At 67.8% G+C, this 23286-nt stretch carries 26 protein-coding genes; 16 read left to right on the top strand and 10 right to left on the bottom strand.

Going from position 1 to position 23286, the window contains the following annotated elements:
• Nucleotides 1-29: 29 nt before the first annotated feature.
• Entirely contained in the window at nucleotides 30-1439 is a 1410-nt protein-coding gene (locus tag EV278_RS00410) for an FAD-binding oxidoreductase (RefSeq protein ID WP_132085566.1), read from the top strand.
• Here the strand turns inward: EV278_RS00410 and EV278_RS00405 are convergent.
• Complete coding sequence (locus EV278_RS00405) at nucleotides 1436-1774, bottom strand: hypothetical protein (RefSeq protein WP_132085564.1); 339 nt, start codon at nucleotides 1772-1774, stop codon at nucleotides 1436-1438. The two genes, EV278_RS00410 and EV278_RS00405, sit on opposite strands and share 4 nt — an antisense overlap.
• A gap of 100 nt (nucleotides 1775-1874) precedes the next feature.
• Here EV278_RS00405 and yaaA point away from each other — a divergent pair, with 100 nt between their 5' ends.
• The 5 genes from yaaA to EV278_RS23860 all read left to right on the top strand — a co-directional run bounded on the left by yaaA (nucleotide 1875) and on the right by EV278_RS23860 (nucleotide 5515).
• Nucleotides 1875-2642 carry a peroxide stress protein YaaA gene (gene yaaA, locus EV278_RS00400; RefSeq protein ID WP_132085562.1) on the top strand — a complete coding sequence of 256 codons (768 nt, stop codon included), beginning with the start codon at nucleotides 1875-1877 and terminating at the stop codon, nucleotides 2640-2642.
• A gap of 97 nt (nucleotides 2643-2739) precedes the next feature.
• Complete coding sequence (locus tag EV278_RS00395) at nucleotides 2740-3537, top strand: 3-hydroxybutyrate dehydrogenase (RefSeq protein ID WP_132085560.1); 798 nt, start codon at nucleotides 2740-2742, stop codon at nucleotides 3535-3537.
• 112 nt (nucleotides 3538-3649) lie between these two features.
• Entirely contained in the window at nucleotides 3650-4711 is a 1062-nt protein-coding gene (locus EV278_RS00390; RefSeq protein ID WP_132085558.1) for a patatin-like phospholipase family protein, read from the top strand.
• A 27-nt stretch (nucleotides 4712-4738) separates the two neighbouring features.
• Complete coding sequence (locus EV278_RS00385) at nucleotides 4739-5200, top strand: NUDIX hydrolase (RefSeq protein ID WP_132085556.1); 462 nt, start codon at nucleotides 4739-4741, stop codon at nucleotides 5198-5200.
• Between the two features lie 177 nt (nucleotides 5201-5377).
• Complete coding sequence (locus EV278_RS23860; RefSeq protein WP_165916479.1) at nucleotides 5378-5515, top strand: hypothetical protein; 138 nt, start codon at nucleotides 5378-5380, stop codon at nucleotides 5513-5515.
• Nucleotides 5516-5536: 21 nt separating this feature from the next.
• Here EV278_RS23860 and EV278_RS00380 read toward each other — a convergent pair whose 3' ends face one another.
• The gene (locus EV278_RS00380) at nucleotides 5537-6289 is read right to left on the bottom strand and encodes a Crp/Fnr family transcriptional regulator (RefSeq protein ID WP_132085554.1); all 753 of its coding nucleotides are present in this window, start codon (nucleotides 6287-6289) and stop codon (nucleotides 5537-5539) included.
• A 92-nt stretch (nucleotides 6290-6381) separates the two neighbouring features.
• Nucleotides 6382-6591, bottom strand: a complete 210-nt coding sequence (locus EV278_RS00375; protein WP_028037454.1) for a hypothetical protein — start codon at nucleotides 6589-6591, stop codon at nucleotides 6382-6384.
• Nucleotides 6592-6746: 155 nt separating this feature from the next.
• Here EV278_RS00375 and EV278_RS00370 point away from each other — a divergent pair, with 155 nt between their 5' ends.
• The 3 genes from EV278_RS00370 to EV278_RS00360 are packed head-to-tail and all read left to right on the top strand — an operon-like array spanning nucleotide 6747 to nucleotide 8634.
• Entirely contained in the window at nucleotides 6747-7184 is a 438-nt protein-coding gene (locus tag EV278_RS00370) for a TIGR02301 family protein (protein WP_132085552.1), read from the top strand.
• A gap of 36 nt (nucleotides 7185-7220) precedes the next feature.
• Nucleotides 7221-8177, top strand: coding sequence for an SPFH domain-containing protein (locus tag EV278_RS00365; protein WP_132086269.1), 957 nt, complete (start codon nucleotides 7221-7223; stop codon nucleotides 8175-8177).
• Between the two features lie 4 nt (nucleotides 8178-8181).
• Nucleotides 8182-8634, top strand: a complete 453-nt coding sequence (locus EV278_RS00360) for an NfeD family protein (protein WP_132085550.1) — start codon at nucleotides 8182-8184, stop codon at nucleotides 8632-8634.
• A gap of 46 nt (nucleotides 8635-8680) precedes the next feature.
• On the opposite strand, the gene EV278_RS00355 is transcribed toward EV278_RS00360, so the two are convergent.
• Nucleotides 8681-9442: an ABC transporter permease gene (locus tag EV278_RS00355; RefSeq protein WP_035076817.1), complete on the bottom strand. Its 762-nt coding sequence runs from the start codon at nucleotides 9440-9442 to the stop codon at nucleotides 8681-8683.
• The gene (locus EV278_RS00350) at nucleotides 9439-10362 is read right to left on the bottom strand and encodes an ABC transporter ATP-binding protein (RefSeq protein ID WP_132085548.1); all 924 of its coding nucleotides are present in this window, start codon (nucleotides 10360-10362) and stop codon (nucleotides 9439-9441) included. The genes EV278_RS00355 and EV278_RS00350 overlap by 4 nt, the downstream gene beginning before the upstream one ends.
• Nucleotides 10363-10586: 224 nt before the next feature.
• Here EV278_RS00350 and EV278_RS00345 point away from each other — a divergent pair, with 224 nt between their 5' ends.
• Nucleotides 10587-11171: a hypothetical protein gene (locus EV278_RS00345; RefSeq protein ID WP_132085546.1), complete on the top strand. Its 585-nt coding sequence runs from the start codon at nucleotides 10587-10589 to the stop codon at nucleotides 11169-11171.
• Nucleotides 11168-11707: a hypothetical protein gene (locus EV278_RS00340; protein ID WP_132085544.1), complete on the top strand. Its 540-nt coding sequence runs from the start codon at nucleotides 11168-11170 to the stop codon at nucleotides 11705-11707. Before EV278_RS00345 ends, EV278_RS00340 begins: the two co-directional genes overlap by 4 nt.
• Before the next feature lie 79 nt (nucleotides 11708-11786).
• Here the strand turns inward: EV278_RS00340 and EV278_RS00335 are convergent, their stop codons facing one another.
• The 3 genes from EV278_RS00335 to ftrA all read right to left on the bottom strand — a co-directional run bounded on the left by EV278_RS00335 (nucleotide 11787) and on the right by ftrA (nucleotide 14973).
• Nucleotides 11787-12959: a Gfo/Idh/MocA family oxidoreductase gene (locus tag EV278_RS00335; RefSeq protein ID WP_132085542.1), complete on the bottom strand. Its 1173-nt coding sequence runs from the start codon at nucleotides 12957-12959 to the stop codon at nucleotides 11787-11789.
• Nucleotides 12960-13240: 281 nt separating this feature from the next.
• Nucleotides 13241-13921 carry a hypothetical protein gene (locus tag EV278_RS00330; protein WP_132085540.1) on the bottom strand — a complete coding sequence of 227 codons (681 nt, stop codon included), beginning with the start codon at nucleotides 13919-13921 and terminating at the stop codon, nucleotides 13241-13243.
• 71 nt (nucleotides 13922-13992) lie between these two features.
• On the bottom strand, nucleotides 13993-14973 hold the full coding sequence (ftrA, locus tag EV278_RS00325) for a transcriptional regulator FtrA (RefSeq protein WP_132085538.1): 981 nt from the start codon (nucleotides 14971-14973) through the stop codon (nucleotides 13993-13995).
• Nucleotides 14974-15059: 86 nt separating this feature from the next.
• Here ftrA and EV278_RS00320 point away from each other — a divergent pair, with 86 nt between their 5' ends.
• The 4 genes from EV278_RS00320 to EV278_RS00305 all read left to right on the top strand — a co-directional run bounded on the left by EV278_RS00320 (nucleotide 15060) and on the right by EV278_RS00305 (nucleotide 21341).
• Nucleotides 15060-15479, top strand: a complete 420-nt coding sequence (locus tag EV278_RS00320; RefSeq protein ID WP_165916478.1) for a rhodanese-like domain-containing protein — start codon at nucleotides 15060-15062, stop codon at nucleotides 15477-15479.
• 71 nt (nucleotides 15480-15550) lie between these two features.
• Nucleotides 15551-15697 (top strand): hypothetical protein, encoded by a 147-nt coding sequence (locus EV278_RS00315; protein ID WP_207905418.1) that lies wholly within the window; start codon nucleotides 15551-15553, stop codon nucleotides 15695-15697.
• Nucleotides 15698-16241: 544 nt separating this feature from the next.
• Nucleotides 16242-19307: a TonB-dependent receptor gene (locus EV278_RS00310; protein ID WP_132085534.1), complete on the top strand. Its 3066-nt coding sequence runs from the start codon at nucleotides 16242-16244 to the stop codon at nucleotides 19305-19307.
• Between the two features lie 267 nt (nucleotides 19308-19574).
• Nucleotides 19575-21341, top strand: coding sequence for an ATP-binding protein (locus tag EV278_RS00305; RefSeq protein WP_132085532.1), 1767 nt, complete (start codon nucleotides 19575-19577; stop codon nucleotides 21339-21341).
• Nucleotides 21342-21369: 28 nt separating this feature from the next.
• Here the strand turns inward: EV278_RS00305 and rnhA are convergent, their stop codons facing one another.
• Together rnhA and thrB are read right to left on the bottom strand one after the other, a co-directional pair.
• On the bottom strand, nucleotides 21370-21819 hold the full coding sequence (gene rnhA, locus EV278_RS00300; RefSeq protein ID WP_132085530.1) for a ribonuclease HI: 450 nt from the start codon (nucleotides 21817-21819) through the stop codon (nucleotides 21370-21372).
• A complete protein-coding gene (thrB, locus tag EV278_RS00295) occupies nucleotides 21816-22778 on the bottom strand; it encodes a homoserine kinase (RefSeq protein ID WP_132085528.1) in 963 nt (320 codons plus the stop codon). The genes rnhA and thrB overlap by 4 nt, the downstream gene beginning before the upstream one ends.
• 82 nt (nucleotides 22779-22860) lie before the next feature.
• Between thrB and EV278_RS00290 the strand changes: the two genes are divergently transcribed.
• Complete coding sequence (locus tag EV278_RS00290; protein ID WP_132085526.1) at nucleotides 22861-23115, top strand: hypothetical protein; 255 nt, start codon at nucleotides 22861-22863, stop codon at nucleotides 23113-23115.
• Nucleotides 23116-23286 lie beyond the last annotated feature (171 nt).

The raw sequence follows: 23286 nt of genomic DNA, 5'->3' as shown, positions 1-23286 counted from the left end.
CGCGGCCTCGAAAGCGTATCCTCCCGCCCATGACCAAGCCCGTTCCCGCAGATGTCGTCTCCCGCCTCAAGGCCGTGCTCGGCGAGGGCGGGTGGAGCCAGGACCCCGACCGGCTGGCGCCCAAGCTCCAGGAATGGCGCGGTCGGTGGGCCGGCCAGACGCCGCTGCTGGTCCTGCCGCGCTCGACCGCCCAGGTCGCCGCCGTGGTCGGCGTCTGCGCGGCCGAGGGCGTGGCGATCACCCCGCAGGGCGGCAATACCGGTCTGGTCGCGGGCCAGATCCCGCAGGGCGAGATCCTGCTCTCGACCGAGAAGCTGACGGCCGTCCGCGACGTCGATCCGATCGACGACGTGATGGTGCTGGAGGCCGGCGTCACCCTGTGGGAGGCCCATCAGCAGGCGGCCAGGGTCGGCCGGCGCTTCACCGTGGGCGTGGCCTCGGAAGGCTCGTGCACGATCGGCGGCCTGATCTCGACCAACGCCGGCGGCACGGCTGTCCTGCGCTACGGCATGATGCGCGAGCAGGTGCTGGGCGTCGAGGCGGTGCTGCCCAACGGCGAGATCTGGAACGGACTCAAGCGTCTGCGCAAGGACAACACCGGCTACGATCTCAAGCAGTTGCTGATCGGCGCCGAGGGGACGCTGGGGATCGTCACCGCCGCCAGCCTCAAGCTGCACGCGCCCCTGGCCTCGCGGGCCGTGGCGGTCGTGGGACTGGCCTCGCCGGCCGACGCCATCCAGCTCCTGGCGAGGGCCAAGGACGAGACCGGCGGCGCGGTCGAGGCCTTCGAGCTGATGGGACGTCTGGGCTTCGCCCTGACCGTCCGCAACGTGCCGGGCCTGCGCGACCCGCTGCCGGAGGCCCATCCCTGGTACGTGCTGATCGAGATCGCCAGCGGCGAGCCCGGCGCGGCCGAGGCGGCGCTGGAGCGCCTGCTGGCCCACGCTCTGGAGAGCGGCCTGATCGCCGACGCGGCGGTGGCCCAGACCGAAACCCAGATGAAGGCCTTCTGGCATATCCGCGAGGGGCATTCGGCCGGCCAGAAGCCGGAGGGCGCGGTGTGGAAGCACGACGTCTCGGTGCCGGTCTCCAAGATTCCCGACTTCATCGGCCAGGCCGACGCCGCGATCGGCAAGGCCTTCCCCGGAAGCCGCATCGTCGCCTTCGGCCACGTCGGCGACGGCAACGTCCACTATGACGTCCTCAAGCCCGAGGGCGGCGACGACGACGCCCACGACGCTCAGCGCGAGGCGGGGGCCAAGATCGTCCACGACATCACCGCCGCCTTCTCGGGCTCGATCAGCGCCGAGCACGGCCTGGGCGCGATGAAGTCGCTCGAGGCCTTGACCTACAAGGATCCCGTCGAAGTCGAGGTGCTGCGGGCGATCCGCGCGGCCCTGGACCCCAAGCGGATCATGAACCCGCGGGTGCTGTTCTAGGTCTTGGTCCCAGCGGCGTCGTCGCGGCGCTGGGCCGCCTGAAGGCGGACCCGCCGCACGCTCACGCAGATGAACATCGAGACCAGGGCGCCCAAGGGGAACGAGGCCTTGTAGAAGCCGGCCTGCTGGCCGGTTCCCAGGATGTTGATCGCCGCCGGCACGAAGCCCCAGGCGCCGTCCGAGGCCCGCATCCAGAACGCCCCGACGCCGACGAAGCACAGCACCGCCCAGGCGATCCGCCATTTCAGGCCCGGCGTCCGCAACACCAGGAACAGGCCCACGAACATCACCAGCGGGCAGAGGAGGGCGGCGGTCAGGCCGAGAAGCTGGGGCATCGTGAGGGTCCGTCCAAAGGGCGGGCAACATCGCGGCGGACGGCCCGGTTGTCCAGCGCCGCACTAGCCTCGGTCCTCCCAAGCCTCTATCTGCACCGCCATGCTGATGGTCATCTCCCCCGCCAAGTCGCTGGACTTCACCGCCCCCGATCAGGTGCTGCCGCTCACCACGCCCGAGCTGAAGTCCCAGATCGCCGAGCTGGCCAAGGTGGCGCGCAAGCTGACGGTCGCCGACCTGCGCCGGCTGATGCACATCTCCGAAAAGCTGGCGACCCTGAACCACGCCCGGTTCCAGGACTTCGACGCCCAGGTCGAGGACGGCCTCCAGGCGGTGATCGCCTTCAACGGCGACGTCTATGCGGGGCTGAACGCCCGCGAGCTGGACCGTCCCGCCCTGGACTGGGCCCAGGACCACCTGCGGATCCTGTCGGGCCTGTACGGCGTGCTGCGGCCGCTGGACGCCCTGCAGGCCTATCGCCTGGAGATGGGCACGCGGCTGAAGACCAAGCGCGGCGCCAATCTCTACGACTTCTGGGGCGAGACCATCGCCAAGACCCTGAACGCCGCCGCCCAGGACCACGCCGATCCGACCCTGGTGAACCTGGCCAGCCAGGAATATTTCGGGGCCGTCGACGCCAAGGCCCTGAAGCTGCCGACCGTGACCTGCCACTTCAAGGAAGAGAAGGGCAACACCCTGCGGGTGCTGGGTTTCTTCGCCAAGAAGGCCCGCGGCCGCATGGCCCGGTTCGCGATCGACAACCGGATCGACCGGGCCGACGACCTTCGGGCCTTCGACCTGGATGGCTATCGCTACCGGGCCGACCTCTCGACCCCCGCCGACTGGGTTTTTGCTCGCCTCCAGCCCTGATTTCATCTACCGGTGAATTTATAAGCACTCGCCCGCCGCAAGGGCGAGTTGTATGCTGCGCTGCAACATGATGGGCGGTGAGCGCAAGGAGACGCCGATGGCCGTGGATTTCGGTTTGCAGGGGCAGGTCGCGATCGTGACCGGTTCGACCAGCGGCATCGGCCACGCCATGGCCGACGCGCTGGCCGCACAGGGCGTCAACATCGTCCTCAACGGCCTGGGTGAGATGACCGCCATCGAGAAGACCCGCGCCGAACTGGCCGAAAAGCACGGGGTCGAGGTGCTCTACAACGGCGCCGACATGACCAAGCCTGGCCAGATCGCCGAGATGGTGGCCGCCGCCAAGGCCGAGTTCGGCGAGCTGGACATCCTGGTCAACAACGCCGGCGTCCAGCACGTGGCGCCGATCGAGGACTTCCCGGTCGACCAGTGGGACCTGATCATCGCCATCAACCTGTCCTCGGCCTTCCACGCCACCCGCGCGGCGGTGCCGATCATGAAGGAGCAGGGCCGGGGACGGATCGTCAACATCGCCTCGGCCCACGGCCTGGTCGCCTCGCCGTTCAAGAGCGCCTATGTCGCCGCCAAGCACGGCATCCTGGGCCTGACCAAGACCGTGGCCCTGGAAACCGCCACCTTCGGGATCACCTGCAACGCCATCTGCCCGGGCTTCGTGAAGACCCCGCTGGTCGAGGCCCAGATCGTCGACCAGGCCAAGGCCCGGGGCATTTCGGAAGAGGCGGTGATGAAGGACGTGATCCTGGCCGCCCAGCCGACCAAGCAGTTCGTCACCTTCGACCAGCTGAACGGCATGCTGCTGTACCTGGTCTCCGACGCCGGCGCCTCGGCCAACGGCGCGGCCTTCAGCATCGACGGCGGCTGGACGGCGCAGTAGCGTTCATCCGCCGGGGACGCGTCCTTGCGGCGTGTCCCCCTCCGAAAGCGCTGCGCCTTATAGGGGACACGCCGCGAGAGCATGTCCCCGGCCGTAGATCGAGGCCGCCTGCATGCCCATCCCGCCGTTCAAGAAAAAGCCCTCCGGCCCGAAGCCCATCGCCCTGGCCTTGCAGGGCGGCGGCTCGCACGGGGCGTTCGAGTGGGGCGTGCTGGACCGTCTGCTGGAGGCGGAGGACCTGGAGATCCGGGCGGTGACCGCCGCCTCGGCCGGGGCGATGAACGCCGTCTGCCTGGCCCAGGGGCTGATCGACGGGGGACGGGAGGGCGCCAAGGCCCGGCTCGAACGGTTCTGGAAGCAGGTCAACCGCAACGGCGGCCGCAACGTGTTCGGCGACACCGGCATCTGGACCAGCGCCTTCGCCGGCGGGACCGACTGGCTCAAGAACAGCCCCGGCTGGCGACTGGCCGAAACCTTCGCCCTGTCGATGAGCCCCTACGAGTTCAACCCGTTCAACCTGAACCCGCTGCGCGACGTGCTGGAAGCCGAGATTGACTTCAAGGCCCTGCGTGAACGCGCGCCGATCAAGCTCTATATCGCCGCCACCCAGGTGCGGACCAGCAAGGTCAAGGTGTTCCGCGAGACCGAGCTGACCGCCCGACACATCCTGGCCAGCGCCTGCCTGCCCCAGGTGTTCCAGGCGGTGGAGATCGACGGCGAGGCCTATTGGGACGGCGGCTTCCTGGCCAATCCGCCGCTGTGGCCGCTGTTCTACGACGACACGCCCGACGACATCCTGCTGGTCAGCCTCAACCCGTTCGTCCGCGACGAGACGCCCAGGACGCCGGGCGAGATCATGGACCGGCTGAACGAGATCACCTTCAACGCCGCCCTCGCCAGCGAGCTGCGGGCCATCGGCTTCGTGCAGAAGCTGCTGGACGAGGGCCTCTTGAAGGACAACGCCCGCGGCCGCTACCGGCGGATGCTGATGCACGCCATCACCGCCGACAAGGCCCTGGCCGACCTGTCGCTGGGCAGCAAGTTCGACACCGAGTGGAGCTTCCTGACCGACCTGCGGGCGCGGGGCTACAAGGCCGCCGACGACTGGCTGGGCCATTGCCTGACCCAGGTCGGGATCAGTTCCAGCCTGGACCTGAAGGCGGGGTTTCCGTGAATACGAATGGGGCGTATCTGACGCGCCATGGTTTCCGCTTCGATCCGCGCTCCGTCCGTACCCGCCACGTCTGAACACCCCGTCCCCACCGTCGGCGTGGTCTGCCTGCGCGGCGACCAGGTGCTGCTGATCAAGCGCGGCACGCCGCCGCGCCTGGGTCAGTGGAGCCTGCCCGGCGGCCGGCTGGAGCGCGGCGAGACCACGGTCGCGGCCGCCCTGCGCGAACTGGCCGAGGAGACCGGCGTCCAGGCGCAATTGCTGGGCCTGGTCGACGTGGTCGACGGCCTGTTCACCTCCCCGTCCACGGGCCAGACCACCCGCCACTATGTGATGATTGACTATGCGGCGCGGTGGATCTCGGGCGAACCGGTGGCCGGCGACGACGCGGCCGAGGCCCGGTTCGTACCGCTGGACCAGGCTCTGGCCATGGTCGAATGGGACGTGACCCGCAAGGTGATCAGGGAAACGTTCGAGCGTTTCGGCCGATAGCCGCCCTTTCGAAGGGACAGCACGTGCCCGATCCTCAGGGTTGAGATGAAAGCTGGACCGTGTCGTCCAGAAAATATCCTTATAAATTAGCGGCTTGCGGAACCGTTGGGCCGGTGACAAGCTTTCCTTGCCGACAGCCCGGGCATCAGACCAGGGCGTCGCCAGAGGAAACGACGGATGACACCGCAAGACATCGCGGGCCTGGCCCCGCCCAGGGGCACGCTGGCCCTGATCGCGATGATCCTGACCGCGATGGCCGCCTGCTTCTGGACCTCGGAGGCCGAGGTCCAGCCGGACGTTCTGCGGCGGGACTGAGGGCTGTCGAAGGCCTGAAAGTCAGGTCTTCACCTCCGGCAGCATCCGCTGGAAGTGCGCCTCCACCTGATCATGACACTCGCAAGCCCGGCGCTCCAGGCGGGGGCGGTCGAGGATCTCGATGCGGCCCCTTCCGGTCCGGATCAACCCCTCGTCCTGCAGGGCCTTGGCGACGGCGGTGACCGTGGTGCGCTGCACGCCCAGCATGTCGGCCAGGGTCTCCTGGGTCAGGCGGATGGTGGCGTCATTGGCCCGGTCGTGGGTCGACAGCAGCCAGCGGCACAGGCGCTGGTCGATGCTGTGCAGGGCGTTGCAGGCCGAGGACTGCATCATCTGGGCCAGCAGCACGTCGGCGTAGCGGGCGAACAGGTCGGCCAGGGCCGGGGAGCGCAGCTTGGCCTCCTCCAGCCGGTTGGTCGGGATGCTGAGGGCGGCGCCGGGAATGCGGACCACGGCGCGGCCATAGGCGGGCTTGAAACCGGTGCTGACGATGCCGCCGATCGCCCCCTCGCGGCCGATCGAGGCCACCTCGATCTCGTCGCCGTCGCGGGTGACCACCAGCAGCGAGACCATGGTCGAGTAGCAGGGCAGGACGGTGTTGACGACGTCGTCGCCGGCCTCGAACAGGGTCTGGCCGGTGGTCAGGGCCTGGGGCGACAGGTGCGGCGCCAGCATCGCCAGGTCGCCGGGACGCAGGGCGGCCAGCAGGCGGTTTCCGGCGCAGCCCGGCGGCAGGGCCGCGCCAATGACGGCCAGTTCAGCAGTATCGGCCACGTTCGCCTCCTGGAAACAGTCGAGCTTTTTCAGGAGCAAAGCGCGCGACGGCGTGATCAGTTTCCTGAGCGCCCTCGCGCGGGCTGGAAGGCTCAGCTCAGCAGCGTGGGCCTATGCAGCTGGCCGGTGTCATCCTGCAGGTGCATGCGGACCGGAAGACCCACGCCCGTGACCTGTTCCGCCAGGCGGCGGGCCGCGGTCTCGGCCTGTCGGCGGGTGGTGTAGGCGCCGACCCGGAGCTGGTCGCCGATGATGGCCCAGGTCTCTCCAACGCGAACCACCCCGTAGTGCACTTCAGCCATGACGACCTCCCTGCGCGTGTTGTTCCCCACGTTATCCACAGGGTCGCTCCGATCCGCGGCCTTCGCAAGGCCTATTGAAGGCAAAGGCGAATCATGCTGTCGGGCCGGGCCGACGGAACGGTGACAGACGCGCCGTCAGCGGGGATAGTGCGGCCATGAAACGCCTGCCGCTCAACGCCTTGCTCGTTCTTGCCGTCCTGTCCGGGACAGGCCCCGCCCTGGCCCAGGATCGAAGCCCGGCCGAGCGCCAGACCCTGCTCGACCTGGCCTTCACCCTGGGCGAAAGCCACGCCCTGCGGCAGGTCTGCGAAGGGGCGGGCGACCAGTACTGGCGGGCGCGGATGATGCGGCTGGTCGAGGTGGAGAAGGCCGACCAGGCCTTCGACGCCCAGCTGCGCGACCGCTTCAACACCGGCTTCGCCGCCGGCCAGGGCCAGTTCACCGAATGCGGCGAGGCCAGCCTGCGGGCCGAGCAGCAGGCGGCCGTCAAGGGGCGGGCCCTGGCGGCCCGGCTATCGCGCGCGATGCGGGCCCGCTCGCCTTCGGACCAAGCGGCGCCGGATTCCGTGGCGGACGACGGAGCCGCGCGCTAGGGTCTCTTCCATCGGTTGTGGGGAGGCCATCCAGTGCTGTCTTATCTTGTTCCGCTGGCGCTGGTGGCGCTGGCGATCTTCGTCGTCGTCAACGTCATCAAGATCGTGCCGCAGGGGCGGGAGTTCACGGTCGAGCGGTTCGGCCGCTACACCCGGACGCTCAAGCCCGGCATCAGCATCCTGACCCCGTTCGTCGAAAGCATCGGCCGGCGGGTCAACATGATGGAGCAGGTGCTGGACGTTCCCCAGCAGGAGGTCATCACCAAGGACAACGTCTCGGTCAAGGTCGACGCCATCGTCTTCATCCAGGTGATGGACGCCGCCGCGGCCGCCTATCGGGTGGACAATCTGATCTACGCCATCACCCAGCTGGCCCAGACCAACCTGCGCACCGTGGTCGGCTCGATGGAGCTGGACGAGGTGCTCAGCCAGCGCGACGCGATCAACACCCGGCTGCTGTCGACCATCGACCACGCCACCGGCCCGTGGGGCGTCAAGGTGGCGCGGATCGAGATCAAGGACCTGACGCCGCCGGCCGACATCACCAACGCCATGGCCCGGCAGATGAAGGCCGAGCGCGAGCGGCGGGCGGTGATCACCGAGGCCGAGGGCGAGAAGCAGGCCCAGATCGCCCGGGCCGAGGGCCAGAAACAGTCGGCCATCCTGCAGGCCGAGGGCCGCCGCGAAGCCGCCTTCCGCGACGCCGAGGCCCGCGAGCGGGAGGCCGAGGCCGAGGCCAAGGCGACGGCCTTCGTGTCGGAAGCCATCTCCAAGGGCGACGTCAACGCCATCAACTATTTCGTGGCCCAGAAGTATGTCGAAGCGTTCGCGGAGCTGGCCAAGAGCCCGCAGCAGAAGACGGTCATCGTTCCCGCCGACTTCGCCGGCCTGACCGGTACGGTGGCGGGCGTGGCCCAGCTGGTGAAGACCCTCGGCGGCGATGACGCGCCGTCCCGCCCGGCCGTCCCGCCGACGCCCAAGCGCGGAGCCTGACGTCATGGACGGCCTGATGGCGTTCTATGCGACCCATCCGTTCTGGGTCTGGCTGGCGGCGGCGGCGATCTTCCTGGCGGTCGAGGTCGCCACCGGCACCGGCTGGCTGCTGTGGCCGGCCGCCAGCGCCTTCCTGGTGGGGCTGCTGACTCTGGTGGCGCCCCTGGGCCTGTCGGCCGAGCTGGTGCTGTTCGCGGTGCTGACGATCGCGACCACCTACCTGGCCCGGCGGTTCCTCAAGCCGGTGCTGGACGCCCAGAACCCCGACCTCAACGACCCGGCGCTGCGCTTGGTCGGCCGCAACGGCGAGGTGCTGGACGCCTTCGTCAACGGCAAGGGTCGGGTGTTCGTCGACGGCAAGGACTGGGCGGCGGTGGCGCTCGACGGCGCCGCCCCGGCGGCGGGCCAGCGAGTGCTGGTGGTGGCCGTCGACGGCGCGGTGCTGACGGTCAGATAACGCGGTCGGGGACAGGCGCATGCGCCTGTCCCCGTTCGAGCGGCTCCTACACCTTCAGCCGGTACCCGGTCTTGAACACCCACCACACCGCGGTCAGGCAGGCCGCCAGGAAGCACAGCGTGGCGCCGAAGCTGACGATCGGGTTCAGGTCCGAGACGCCGTAGAAGCTCCAGCGGAAGCCGCTGACCAGATAGACCACCGGATTGAACAGGGTGATCTTCTGCCAGATCGGCGGCAGCATGCTGATCGAATAGAAGCTGCCGCCCAGGAAGGTCAGGGGCGTAACCACCAGCATCGGCACGATCTGCAGCTTCTGGAAGTCCGTCGCCCAGACCCCGATCACGAAGCCGAACAGGCTGAAGGTGATCGCCGTCAGCACCAGGAAGCCCAGCATCCAGAACGGATGGGCGATCTCGTAAGGCACGAAGATCCGGGCCGTGGCCAGGATCAGCAGGCCCAGGCACACCGACTTGGTCGCCGCCGCCCCGACATAGCCGATCACGGTCTCGATCCACGACACGGGCGCGGACAAGAGCTCGTAGATCGTGCCAGCCCACTTGGGCATGTAGATGCCGAACGAGGCGTTGGAGATGCTCTCGCCCAGCAGCGACAGCATGACCAGGCCGGGGATGATGAAGGCCGCGTAGCTGACCCCGTCGATGGCCTGCATCCGCGAGCCGATCGCCGAGCCGAACACCACGAAATAGAGGCTGGTCGACAGCACCGGCGAGATCACGCTCTGGGCCAGGGTGCGGAACCAGCGGGCCATCTCGAAGCGGTAGATGGACTTGATGGCGTGGATGTTCATTGCGGCGCCCTCACCAGGCTGACGAAGATGTCTTCCAGCGAGCTCTGGCTGGTATGCAGGTCCTTGAAGTCGACGCCCTCCTCGGACAGCCGCCGCAGCAGGCCGGCGATGCCGGTCTCCTCGGCCTGGGCGTCGAAGGTGTAGACCAGCTCGTGGCCGTCGGCCGCCAGCTCCAGCGGATAGTCCGACAGCCGGGCGGGGATGGCTTCCAGCGGGCTCTGCAATTGCAGGGTCAGCTGCTTCTTGCCCAGCTTGCGCATGAGCACGTCCTTGTCCTCGACCAGGATGATCTCGCCCTTGCTGATCACCCCGATCCGGTCGGCCATCTCCTCGGCCTCCTCGATGTAGTGGGTGGTCAGGATGATGGTGACGCCGTTTTCGCGCAGCTTGCGGACCATCTCCCACATGTCGCGGCGCAGCTCGACATCGACGCCGGCTGTGGGCTCGTCCAGGAACAGGATGGTCGGCTCGTGGCTCAGGGCCTTGGCGATCATCACCCGCCGCTTCATGCCGCCCGACAGCGCCATGATCTTGCTGTCCTTCTTGTCCCACAGCGACAGGTCGCGGAGGATCTTCTCGATATAGGCCGGGTTGGGCGCCTTGCCGAACAGGCCCCGGCTGAAATTGGTGGTGGCCCAGACGGTCTCGAAGGCGTCGGTGTGCAGTTCCTGCGGCACCAGCCCGATCTTGGTGCGGGCCGCGCGGTAGTCCTTGACCACGTCGTGGCCGTCGGCCGTCACCATCCCGGTGCTGGGATTGACGATGCCGCAGATGATGCTGATCAGCGTGGTCTTGCCGGCCCCGTTGGGGCCCAGCAAGGCGAAGATCTCGCCCTTGCGGATGTCGAGATCGACGGTCTTCAAGGCCTGATGGCCGGAAGCATAGGTCTTGGTCAGACCGGAAACGGAAATGATCGCCATGGGGCCCCTGGTGCGCGGCCGTCCCGCCCTGGAACCGAGCCGCCAGAGCCAGATGGGGCCCGGTCGGCGACTTGGCTAGGGCTGATCAGGCTTATGAGCGGAAGTTTGTGTGGGCCCGCCCGTCCCGCGCACGGCGACCCGATCCGGAACTCGTCCATGCGGAGCTAAAACAACCTTTGCGGGTTTACGGCGCCATGGTACGGCGAAGCTCGGGGGCAATTCGCATGCTGGTGATCGCTTTTCTCTCGTACGCCCTGGCGTCCGCCGGCTTCGGCCAGGCTGACGCGAGCGGCCCGCCGCCGGCCGTGGCGGCTTCGCCCGTTCCCGAGACCACGCTCCGGCTGCCGGCCGGCGCCCAGGTGGAAGTCGAATTGGTCGACACGCTCAGCTCGCGGGTCAACAAGCTCGGCGACAGGTTCGCGCTGCGCCTGGCGCAGCCGATTTCCAGCCGGGGCGTCGACGTGGTCGCCGCCGGCGCCACCGGTCAGGGTGAAGTCATCGACGCCGCCCGCGCGGGGATGGGCGGCAGGCAGGGCAAGCTGATCATCTCGGCCCGCTATCTGGACCTGAACGGCCGGCGGGTTCGCATCCGCGGGATGACGTTCATGGCTTCCGGCAAGAGCCGGGTCGACCTGGCGACGGGCGTGTTGCTGGCGCCCTATGTGGGCGTCGCCGCGGCGTTCATCCAGGGCGGCGAGATCGAGATACCCGCCGGCGCCCGGGCCACCGTCCGGCTGGCGGAGGACGTGGAGCTGCCGGTCAACGCGGCGCCTGAATCAACGACTGACCAAATAGGGACGTTTCAATGAAGAAGTTCATCATCGCGGCCGGCGCCGCGCTTTCGCTCATGCTCGGCGCATCGGCCTTCGCGCAGGACGCCCAGACCACGACGGCTCCAGCGCCCGACGCGGCCGCCGCTCCGGCCGCCGACACGCCGCCGGCCCCGGAAGCGGCGCCGCCGGCGGCCGCGACCAGCGAGTCCGGCAAGGGTCGCATCTATTTCTTCCGCCCCAGCCGCCTGCCCGGCGCGATCTATACCTATCACATCGTCGAGGTGGGCGATGACGGCAAGCCGGCCAAGGACGCGCCGCGCCTGGGCGACCTGCCGAACGGCGGCGCCTTCATCCTCGAGGTCGAGCCGGGCATCCACAGCTACAACATCACCGGTCCCATGGCGGTCAACAAGGCCGACGACCGGCTGCGGCTGGAGGTCGAGCCGGGCCAGACCTACTATGTGGAACAGACGGTTCGCATGGGCATGGTGACCGGGGGTTTCCGCCTGACGCCAGCGGACGAGGCCCGCTTCACCAGCTCTAAGGTCAAGCTGGACAAGGGCAAGAAATAGGATCCAGGCGGTCGGGGCGGCGGCGGGTCCGCCACGCCTCGGCCATCTCGCGGGCGAACAACCTCCGGAGCTGCGACCTCTAGGCGACAGCCACCACCGCGGCCGGGTCCACCGCCCGCCTGTAGCCCCAGTCGGTCCGGACCGTCGCGCCGTCCCTGGCCGCCGAGTCCAGGATCGCCTGCATCAGCCGCATGTCCTGCAGGCCTTCCTCGCCCGGCGAGACCATCGGCGCCTTGCCGCGCACCACGTCGGCCATCCAGTCCATCTCGCGGGCGAACTGGTCGCCGGGCGGGGCGGGGATCGGCGGCTGGGCCTGGCCGCCCTTGACCACGATCAGGCGGTTGCCGCCGTAGAAGGCGGCCGGGTCGGCCACCAGCCGGCCCTGCTCGCAGATCGCTTCGAAGGCCATGGTCGGGGCGTAGCCGAAGGAGGTGGAGCCGTTGGCGATCACGCCCGACGGGAAGCGGAACTGCCAGTTGATCAGGTCCTGAGTCTGCTTGAACCGCGGATCGGCGGGGTCGGTCCAGGCCCAGGCCTGCACCGCGACCGGCTCCTCGTTGAGCAGGTAGCGGGCGGCGCTGATCCCGTAGACGCCCATGTCGCCCAGGGCGCCGGCGCCCGACAGGGCGGCGTCCAGCCGCCAGGCGTCGGACGGATCCGAGGGATCGGCCTGCCGGCCCATGGTGGTGTTGATCTGCCGCACCCGGCCCAGCGACTTGGCGCGCAGCCGGCGCATGACGTCCAGGTTCAGCGGCTCGTAATGGCAGCGATAGGCGATCATCAGATGGCGGCTGGCGGCCTTGGCGGCGGCGATCATCGCCTCGGCGTCGGCGATGGTGGTCGCCATCGGCTTCTCGCACAGCACGTGCTTGCCGGCCTTCAGCGCCTTGATCGTGTGCTCGGCGTGCAGCGCATTGGGCAGCACGATGTAGACGACCTGGATACGCGGGTCCTTGGCGATGCGGTCGTAGTCGTCATAGCCGTAGACGGCGTCGGCGGGCAGGCCGTTCTCGGCGGCGACGCGGCGGGCCTTGTCGGGATGGCCGCTGACCACGGCGGCCAGCCTGGCGTTCCTGGCCGCCTTCAGGCCCGGGATCAACTGGCCCAGGCTCAGCTTGCCCAGGCCGACGATGGCGAAGCCGACCTTGTCGGTCTCCGCAGCGGCCTTGGCGGAGGCGGGCGCCAGGGCCGCCGCGGCGCCGGCCGCGCCCAGCAGGCTGCGTCTGGAAATGGGGTTCGGCGATACCCGCATGACGTTTCGCTCCCGTGATCCTCCGGTCTCGCGGCCGGAGGTTTCGGAGTTCAGGATAGCGCGGAATGTTAGCGTTACCAGCACAATGTTCGATTGAGCGGCGATGCGGGCCGAAACGCAAACAGCGCCCGTGCCGAGGGGGAGGGCACGGGCGCTGCGCTTCTAGGGACGCTGGGGCCGGCCGGGGGGGAGGAGCCGGGTTGTCCGCGTCGAGGAAGAGATTGGGATGCGAACCGGGCTTCGCAACGGCGCGACCAAGGTCATTTCGGGGCGGGTTCGTTTCAGCGGGACGAACTTGTTGCTGAGGGCGCGGTCGCCGACCCCGGCGCGGCCTTGAAACGATCGGGCACGTAGCTTCGGGCCAGCGAGGCCTTGTCGAACATGCCGGACGCGGGCAGTTCGGCGAGCACGCTTACAGCCTCGGACGACAGGCCGAGCTGCGCCTGGGGACCGTTCTGCACGTAGGTGGATCGCACGATCACCCCGGACGGCGATATGTCGTAGGTGCGGACGTCGTCCTTGTCGGTCAGCACGACGCGGTCCGCCGTGCCAAAGGGCGTCTTGACCAACCCCTTCCATTCGGTCGCGGTGAAGGCCTTGTTGGTGTTGACGCCGCAGGCCGCGCGCGCGACCGAGGGGCCTTCGACGGTCTTGCCGGTGACCAGCGACAGCGCCGCGCCGGTCTGCGCCTTGCAGTCGGCGATCACGCGGTCGCGGGGCGTTTCCACCCGATGCTTGTAGCCGGAATGGAACTCCGCGCCCCATTCCTGGATCAACTGGCCGTCCCGCGGCAGCTCGTTCCAGTTATATACGGCGTAGGTCGCCTGCGTGGCCTTGCTGCGGTCGATGACCTCCTTGACCTTGCCGGTCAGCTCGACCGGAGGCGCGGCTTGATCGCAGGCCGCCAGCAGGGGTACGGCGAGGACGGCGGCGGCCTGGGCCATCCGGAGCATGCGTGTCATGGGCGGCGCCCCCGTTACGGTTCAGAGGCGCAAGCTTAGCCACGGGAAGGGCGGAGTGGAAAGGCGTCGCCCTATCCTCCGAACCGCGCCCGATAGGCCTGGGGCGTGGTGGCCAGCGATTTGCGGAAGTGGTGGCGCAGGGCCGCCGCGCCGAAGCCGACCGCGTGGGCGATCTGTTCGACGCCGGCCGGGGTGGTCTCCAGCAGTTCGCGGGCCTGGGCCAGGCGCTCGGCCAGCAGCCAGCGGGCCGGGGTCGTGCCGGTGGCGGCCTCGAACCGGCGCAGGAAGGTGCGCGGGCTCATGCCGGCCGCGTCGGCCAGGGCCTTGACCGTGTGCTCGCGGGACAGGTCGGCGCGCATGCGGTCCAGGATCGGCGACAGGCGCGAGGCCTCGTGGGCGGTGGGCACCGGCCGCGGAATGAACTGGGCCTGGCCGCCGTCGCGGTGCGACGGGATCACCAGCCGGCGGGCGACGGTGTTGGCGGCTTCCGGACCGAAGTCGCGGCGCACCAGGTGCAGGCCCAGGTCCAGGCCCGCGGCGCTGCCGGCCGAGGTCAGCACGTCGCCCTCGTCGACATACAGCACGTCGGGCAGGACCTCGATGTCGGGATGGCGGGCCCGCAGCTTGTCGACATGGCGCCAGTGAGTGGTGGCCCGCCGTCCGGCCAGCAGTCCGGCCGCCGCCGGCACGAAAACGCCCGAACAGATCGACATCACCCGCGCGCCGCGCGCGTGGGCTTTCCGGAGCGCGTCGATCAGCGGGCGCGGCACGGGGCTGTCGCACCCTCGCCAGCCGGGCACGACGATCGTGCCGGCCTGCTCGACCAGTTCCAGCCCGCCGTCGGCGATCACCTGAACGCCGCCCAAGCCGCGCAGGGGGCCAGGTTCGATCGCAGCCGTGGCGAACCTGTACCAGTCAGGTCCCATCTCCGGCCGGGGCAGGCCGAACAGCTCGACCACCGAGCCGAATTCGAAGGTGCACAGGCCGTCATAGGCCAGGGCGACCACTTTCAGGTTCCTCGGTCGGTCGGCGGGGCGAGGGCGGTTTGGCATGATATTTACGGCCTATGGCAATCGTGCCAGCTAACGCCGCGCCGCTCTCTGGGGCAAGTCTCCTTCGCCAAACAGAGGAGGCCGTCTTGAGCTTTGTTTCCGCCATTCCCGCCGCGTCGTCGCCGGAAGCCGTCGCCCATTTCGCCCGCCGGCTCAGCGTCGAGACCGATTGCGCCGACGTCGCCGCCGCGATGCGGGCCGGCGAGGTCGACTTCGTGCTGCTGCACGTCGTGGGCTCGCCCCAGGCCTATGCCCGCCGCCACGTGCCCGGCGCCCTGCACCTGCCCCACGCCGAGATCACCGCCGAGCGCATGGCCGCGTGGCCGGCCGACACCCTGTTCGTGGTCTATTGCGCCGGACCGCACTGCAACGGCGCCGACCGGGCCGCGCTGAAGCTGGCGATGCTGGGCCGTCCGGTGAAGCTGATGATCGGCGGGATCACCGGCTGGGACGATGAAGGCCAGCCGTTCGCGACGGGGGCGGAGCCGGGAACCCTGGCCGCCTGACCGTCGCTCCTCGGACTCTCCGCGCCGGGGGGCGGGCGTCACTTGCGCCAGCCGATGAATGGGGAGTTCGCATGATCGCCGGCTACCCGCGCCAGGTCATCGACCCCAACACGCTGGCCGAGTTCGAGGCCTATGCGAAACTGTGGATCCCGCTGGTCAACCGGATGGGCGGGATCCATCACGGCGATTTCCTGCCCGGTAAGGCGCCGACAACATAAACGTGGCGCTGTTCAGCTTTCCCAGCCTGGCCGCCCTACGCCGACCTCGTCAGCCGCCGTTCGCGGCGTGGGGCGTTTCGGTCTGGATCAGACCTCTTTGGCCCGGAGGCGGCGGAGGCGTGGCCCCGACGCTTCGAGTCCTCCCGGTTCCGCGGTCACCCGATCTCAGCGGCTACGCCGTCGTCATCCACGCCAGGCCGTGAATCCTGAGCTTGCGATTTGCGCGGGTTCGAACCGCGCCCCGGTCCCGTCTTCGCAGCCCGTTGAAAGCTGGATTACGTTCCGATTTTGGCCTGACCAATTCCGCTATTTGGAATTCTTGTTCCATTTAAGTTGAAATGGGAACGTGGTGTTTCGAAACGCAACAAAAATTATATCGGTAAAATCAATTAGTTATGAGAAATCTGCCCTCTGAGCGGAAAGATTTCATTCACAAAAACATATTTATCTGAGAAATTAGCCGTGGCTGGCCGGGCGGGAAATACAAAGAGGTCAGGCCAATGAGGTCGCCATCAAGGTGGCGCGGTATGCAAGGAGGGATGTCTTGAGCTTGAGAACCGGATCCGTGCGCGCCTTGAAGGTCGCGCTCCTGTCGGCCACCGTCATCGGCGGGGCGCCCGCGCTCGCGGCGGCGCAGGAAGCCGCGCCCCCGGCTGCGTCCCAGGACAACACGCTCGACGCGGTCGTCGTGACCGGCTTCAAGCAAAGCTACGCCAACGCCGTCCGCGCCAAGAAGAACGCCATCGAGATCACCGACGGCATCTCGTCGGACGGCCTGGGCCGCTTCCCGGACCTGAACGTCGGCGAGGCGCTGCAGCGCATTCCGGGCGTCCAGATCAACCGCGAGGCCGAGGGCCGCGACGCCACCATCAACCTGCGCGGCATGCCGGGCGAGTACGCCCGCACGACGCTGAACGGCCAGTCGTTCGCCGGGCCCGCCCTATTGCGCGACAACCAGGGCTCGCCGCTGGGCGCGTTCAACTCCGACATCTTCTCGGCCTTCGTGATCCAGAAGTCGCCGATGGCCAACACCGTGTCCGGCGGCCTTTCCGGCAATGTCGACCTGCAGATCGCCCCGGCCCTGTCGCGCAAGGACGGCGGCTCCGTGAAGCTGTCCTACGAGCACAACACCCTGGGCGACCTCAACGCCCCGGCCGCGACCCTGAGCTACAACAAGCACCTGACCGACGATCTCGCCGTCTTCGGGACCATCGCCTACAAGAAGGAAAACTTCCGCCGCGATACGGTCCGGCTCAACGACTACAAATATCTGACCTCGGCGATGACGGGGCTGACGCCCACCCAGTTCAACGCCGCCTACGGCCAGTACTTCTCGCCCACCGCCTGCGCTAGCAGCGCCACCTCCTACTGCCGCTCGCTGGGCCAGGCGCTGGGCCTGTCGCAGGCCGACGCGACGCCCTACATCACCAGCAACACCGGCTCCAAGGCCACGAACGGCGTCTGGGCCAACACCGCCATCCGTCAGTACACGCGCATGAACGTCGGCAAGGTCTGGTCGGGTTCGGCCGGTATCGAGTGGAAGCCGAACGACAACACCAAGGTTGGCCTGATCGGCTTCTCGACCGACCGCAACCTGCCCGACACCGTCCAGTACTTCCTGATCAATTACGTCGCCCCGTCCTCGAACCCCGGCGAGGGGACGGTGATCACCCCGACCGGCGCGCCGATCCAGACCAACGACGGCCGCTATCTCTACGAGGGCTATTCGTTCGCCAACATGAACGGGCTGTCCTCGACCCGCCTGTATTCGCAGCGCCAGAAGTCGGACGGCGTGATCGGCAATATCGACTGGAGCAACGACAAGTGGCGCCTGGCCGCCGCCCTGAGCCTGTCGTCCGGCTCCAACGCTTCGGTCGAGACCTCGGTCGACGTCGTCAATCCCACCCGCGCCGGCGGCAACGGCATCAACGGCTCGATGTCGACCGGCCTGGACGATATCGGCGGCTTCTCCTACGTCACCCAGTCGACCCCGCAGAATTCGCTGGGGCCGGCAGGCACGACCTGGACCTGGGGCGGAAAGGATGACCCGGTCTCGTATTACAACAACGGCACGTCGGCCAACAGCTCCATCCGCCTGGGGTTGGAAGGCTCGCAAAGCTACGCCAAGAACGAGCTGAACAGCGTGGGCCTGGACGGCGAGCGCTTCGTCGAATGGGGCCCGATCAAGAGCCTGCAGGCGGGCGTCCGTCTCGAGCGCGAGAAGTACGTCTCCACGGGCTATCGCGTGTTCGGCTACGGCATTCAGACGTCGAAGATCTCGCCCAGCATGCTGACCACCTCGCCGTTCGTCGGCGACTTCATGGGCGGCATCGCCGGCAACTACACCAAGAACTGGCAGACCCTGAAAATCCAGGACTTCCTGAACGCGGTCAAACCCGTAACGGTCTATCCGGGCGGCGGCTTGTCGCCCACGGGGCTGAACATCCAGTACGCCGAGGACGCCTACTACGACAAGAACTTCACCAACGAGAACGACATCAATCAATTCTACGTCCAGGCGAAGTATGACACCGAGATCTTCGGCCATGGCGTGCGCGGCAGCTTCGGCGGCCGCTACGAAGACACCGACAACACGATCACGGTGCTGGACCGGAAGACGCCGCCGACCGACTCGATCGGCTCGCCGAACGACTTCACGACCGACCACTACAAGAACAAGTACGACTTCTTCCTGCCGTCGGCGATCTTCGTGGCCGACGTCACCGACGACCTGATCCTGCGCGGCGCCTACTACAAGACCTATGTGCGTCCGCACCCGCGCCAGTACTCGCCCGCCACCAAGGTCAATCCCGGGCAGATCCTGAACACCGGCCTAAGCTCGGGGTCGGTCAGCGTCTATGACGTCTCGGTCCAGATCGGCAACAACCAGCTGCGGCCCTACATGGCCGAGTCGTTCGACCTGTCGCTGGAGTGGTACAACCGCCCCAACGGTCTGGTTTCGCTGGCCTATTTCCACAAGAACATCACCGGCCGCATCGCCAGCACCACCGACCCGTCGATCCTCTGCCCAGCGGACGGCTCGACCTGGGGCTTCGGCGCTCTGTCATGGGACGGCGCCTACTGCAACGCCACCAGCCTCTCCAGCGCCACCAAGCAGGTGCACGTCAACGCCAGCGGCGCCTACAACCTCGACAAGCCGACCACCGTCGAGGGCGTGGAGTTCAACATCCAGCAGAACCTCGACTTCCTGCCGGGCTTCTGGAAGAACTTCGGCGGCAGCTTCAACTACGCCTACACCAGGTCCAAGAGCCCATCGATCGCCCCGTTCCCGGGCATCTCCAAGCACAACGTCAACCTGATCGGTTACTACGAGACGCCCAAGTACGGCATCCGCGCGGTCTACAACTACCGCTCGGACTACCCGCTGAACGCCAACGGCACGTACACCGGCGGCGCCCGTTCCGTGAGGGCCCGCGGCCAGCTGGACATGTCGGCTTCCTACAACGTCACCGACAGCTTCACCCTGTCGCTGGACGTCTACAACCTGACCGACTCCTCGCGTTTCGAATTCGAGAACGACCGCCGGGTCTCTCGCTGGGTCGACTACGACGGCCGCACCTACACCCTGACGGCGCGCGCGACCTTCTGATCTTCACTCTCCTCGTGAAGCCCCTGAGGGCCGGTCCATTCGTGGGCCGGCCCCTTTTTCTTCCGGCCTGTGTCGGGAGCCCGGAGCAGCAGGCCCGGGGGCTTCGGCCCAGTCAGCGCGCGATGGTCATGTGGACGAAGCGCTCTCAACATTCGGAGCGAATTCGGTCATGGCCATGCCGTGCTCGCACCTGCTGTGGCGCAATGCCGCAACCGCCTGAGCGATCCGCCAATGGTGCGTAAAGACTAGAGCGGTCAATCTGCCGGCATGAAAGCCGAGGCTTACAGGTCCTATTCTCAGCAGGCGTTCGAGAAGTACTACGCTCGAACCTATTCTGGTCACGTCGCCATGCGCATCGGCAGCATCGGCGTGGTCGCCGCATTGCTGCTTTTTCTGAAGGTGATCGGTCCGTGGATCGCCTTGGGCTGGCTGCTGTCGTTCACGCTTTGCGAGGCCTATTCGATGGCCTGGTGGCGCAGGGTCGTTCCGCGTCTGCCCGCCGCCACGCCAAGGCAAGTCCTGGTCTTTCGAAATCAGTTGATCGCGATCTCGGCACTGCTGTCCGTGGCCGGCGCCGGACCCGTCCTGCTGGCCCACCCGACGAGCAGCGCCGGCGTCGTCGCCATGGTCATCGTCAGCGCCGGCGTCCTGATGACCATCGCCGCCCAACACACCCTGACGCGCGGGATGTTCTTCTGGACCGCGCCGGTTCCGGCGGCCGCCCTGCTCTACAGCATGAGCCGACTGCAAACGGGGTTGGAGGGCTGGATCCTGCTGGCGCTGGGCTTTTGCTTCGTGGTCAACGCCAGGGGCCTGCAGGTCGCCAACGCCGTGTCTTACGCCGAGGTCATCAACGGCCAGCTCAGCGCCGAACAGGCCAACGAGACCAAGAGCGCCTTCCTCGCCACCGTCTCCCACGAGATCCGCACGCCGCTCAACGGGGTGTTGGGCATGGCCCAGGCGATGACGCGCGAACCGCTGACCGCGGACCAGGCTGAAAGGCTGAAGGTCTTGCGACACTCCGGGGCGACGTTGCTGACCCTGCTCAACGACTTGCTGGATATGGCCAAGATCGAAGCCGGCAAGATCGAACTGGAGCCCTTGGACTTCGATCCGGAGATGCTGGCGCGCGGCGCCTGCGACGCCTTCGCGGCCATCGCAGCGGAAAAAGGGCTCGACCTCCACTTTGAAACGGACGGAGAGCCGGCGCTCTATCATGGCGATCCGACGCGGATCCGGCAGATCCTCTACAACCTGATCGGCAACGCCGTGAAATTCACGGATCGCGGCCATGTCATGGTGCGGCTTGCCTTCGCGCCGACGGGTTTCGAGTTGTCCGTGAAGGATACGGGCGTGGGCTTTTGCGAACAGGCCAGGGCGAGCCTCTTCGAGCGTTTCGGGCAGGCGGACGCCACGACGACGCGACGGTTCGGCGGCTCGGGCCTTGGCCTGCCGATCTCACGCGAACTGGCCAAGCTGATGGGCGGCGACATCTCGGTCGAAAGCCGGGTCGGAGAAGGATCGGTCTTCCGCGTGACGCTGCCGGCGCCGCGTGCGGCTTGTCCGGCCGTCACCATGGGGCCCGCGCTCACGCCCGTGGCGGAAGCACTGGTTACGACGGCCAGCACGCCGCTCCGCGTTCTGGTGGCCGAGGACAACCCGACAAATCAGCTGGTGCTTCAGAGCTTGTTGGGCGGCGCCGACATTTGCCTGGAGGTGGTCGAGGACGGCCTGCTGGCGCTGGAAGCTTGGCGCAAGCGGTCGTTCGATCTGATCTTGATGGACATCAACATGCCCATCATGGACGGCGTCAGCGCCACCCGGGCGATCCGGGCCGAGGAGGGCGCCAGCGCCCGGGCGCGGACGCCCATCATCGCCTTGACGGCCAACGCCATGGATCATCAAAAGTACGACTACCTGGCGGCCGGCCTCGACGGTCACGTCAGCAAGCCCATCGACGTCGCCGCCCTGTTCGAAGCCATCGCCGCGGCGCTAGCGACGACAGCCGGACCGTTGGAACTGGTCGAGAGCTAGTCGGGGCGCCGGTCGACAGGGTATGTCTTCAGCGCCCTTCGCCCAGGGCCTTCAGCATGCCCAGCCGCGCCAACTCGTCCGCGCGCTCGTTGTGCACGTGCCCGGCGTGGCCCTTTACCCAGCGCCAGTCGACCTCGTGGCGCGCCCGGGCGGCGTCGAGGCGCTGCCACAGGTCGACGTTCTTGACGGGGCTCTTGTCGGCGGTCTTCCAACCCTTGGCCTTCCAGCCGTGGATCCACTGGGTGACGCCCTTCATCACGTACTGGCTGTCGGTGTGCAGTTCGGCCTTGGTCGGCTTGTTCAGGGCTTCCAGGGCCTGGATGGCGGCCATCAGCTCCATACGGTTGTTGGTGGTCGCCAGCTCGCCGCCGCAGATTTCCTTTTTCTTGTCGCCGTACATCAGAAGCGCGCCCCAGCCGCCGGGGCCGGGATTCCCGCGACAGGCGCCGTCGGTGTAGATCACCAGTCTGGGGGTCACGCGCCGGCCCCGAACAGGCTGAGGCCCTCGCGGTGCACGGCCAGCTTGCGCTCGTACTCCAGCGGGTCCTTCGGCTTGACCAGGGCCCCGGCCGGGGTCGCGCCCCAGTCGGCCAGACGGGTCAGGAAGAAGCGCATGGCCGCGCCGCGCGCCAGGATCGGGATGGCGTCGCGCTCGGCGGGGCTGAGCGGACGGCGGCGCTCGTAGCCGGCGACCAGCGCCCGGGCGGCGGTGATGTTGAAGCTGCCGTCGGCCTCGAAGCACCAGGCGTTCAGGGTCACGGCGATGTCGTAGGCATAGGCGTCGTCGCAGGCGAAATAGAAGTCGATGGCGGCCGCGAACTTGCCGTCGGGCCGGAAGAACACGTTGTCGGGGAAGTAGTCGGCGTGGATCACGCCCGACGGCAGGCCGCGCGGCCAGGACAGCGCCAGCTCGGCCAGGTCCCTGTCGATGGTGGCCGACAGGCCCGGCTTGAGGCCGTCGGCGGCCTTGCGGTGCTTGGCGAACAGCGGCGCCCAGTACGGCTGGCCCAGGTCGTTGGCGCGGCGGGCCGGATAGCCCTCGCCGGCCAGGTGCAGCCAGGCCAGGCCCTCGCCGGCCTCGCGGCAGTGGGCCACGGTCGGGCGGCGGGCCGACAGGCCCGGCAGGAACTCGACCAGGGCCGCGGGCTTGCCGCGGATGGTCTTCAGCGTCGCGCCCGCGCGATCGGCGATCGGCTTGGCGCTGGGATAGCCGCGATCGGCCAGCCAGGTCAGCAGGTCGAGGAAGTAGGGCAGGTCCTCGGGCTTGGCGCGGCGCTCGTAGACCGTGAGGATGAAGCGGCCGCTCTCGGTCTCCAGCAGGAAGTTGGAGTTCTCCACGCCCTCGGCGATGCCCTTGAACGCCAGGGCCTGCCCCAGGTCGTAGTCGCCCAGGAAGGCGGCGAGTTCGTCGTCGGTGATGTCGGTATAGACGGCCATGCGGCCGGGATGCGGGACGGGACGCTGGCGGTCAAGAGCGGTGTCGGAATTGTGCTAGGATGGCGGTGGAAGGAGACGATCCATGAGCGGCGAACCAGACGGCGACGAGCCTGCGGTCTCGACCGGGCGGGATGAGCCCGAGGCGTCGACTGAGAGGCGTGCAGATGAACGGCTCGCGCGCGGAGAAGCCTTTATGGCCCGCTACCGGACGACTTTCGAAGCGCTTGCGAACCAGGATTGCGCTGTCGATCTTGAAACCATCCGCCAGGTCGAACTCGGCGAGGCGATCATGGATGAGTATGGCGAGACCTTCAGCGCTCTGGCCAAGCCGCGTTAGGCTAACTTTGTGTTGGCTGGCTAACCCCTGAAAGCCTGCACAAATGCGGTTTAACGACCGGAGAGTCCCAACCCGAAACCGGCCGCGGCTGACACTTGCCGCCTAAAACAAGCTGCAAGCGGCTGCCCGGCGGCAGACCTTCTGACTTTCTGAGAAGGGTGGTTTTCGGAA

This window comes from Caulobacter sp. BK020 (assembly GCF_004342605.1).
Lineage (GTDB): Bacteria > Pseudomonadota > Alphaproteobacteria > Caulobacterales > Caulobacteraceae > Caulobacter.
Note: the sequence above shows the minus strand (reverse complement) of the source record. Positions and strands in the feature narration are given on the sequence as shown.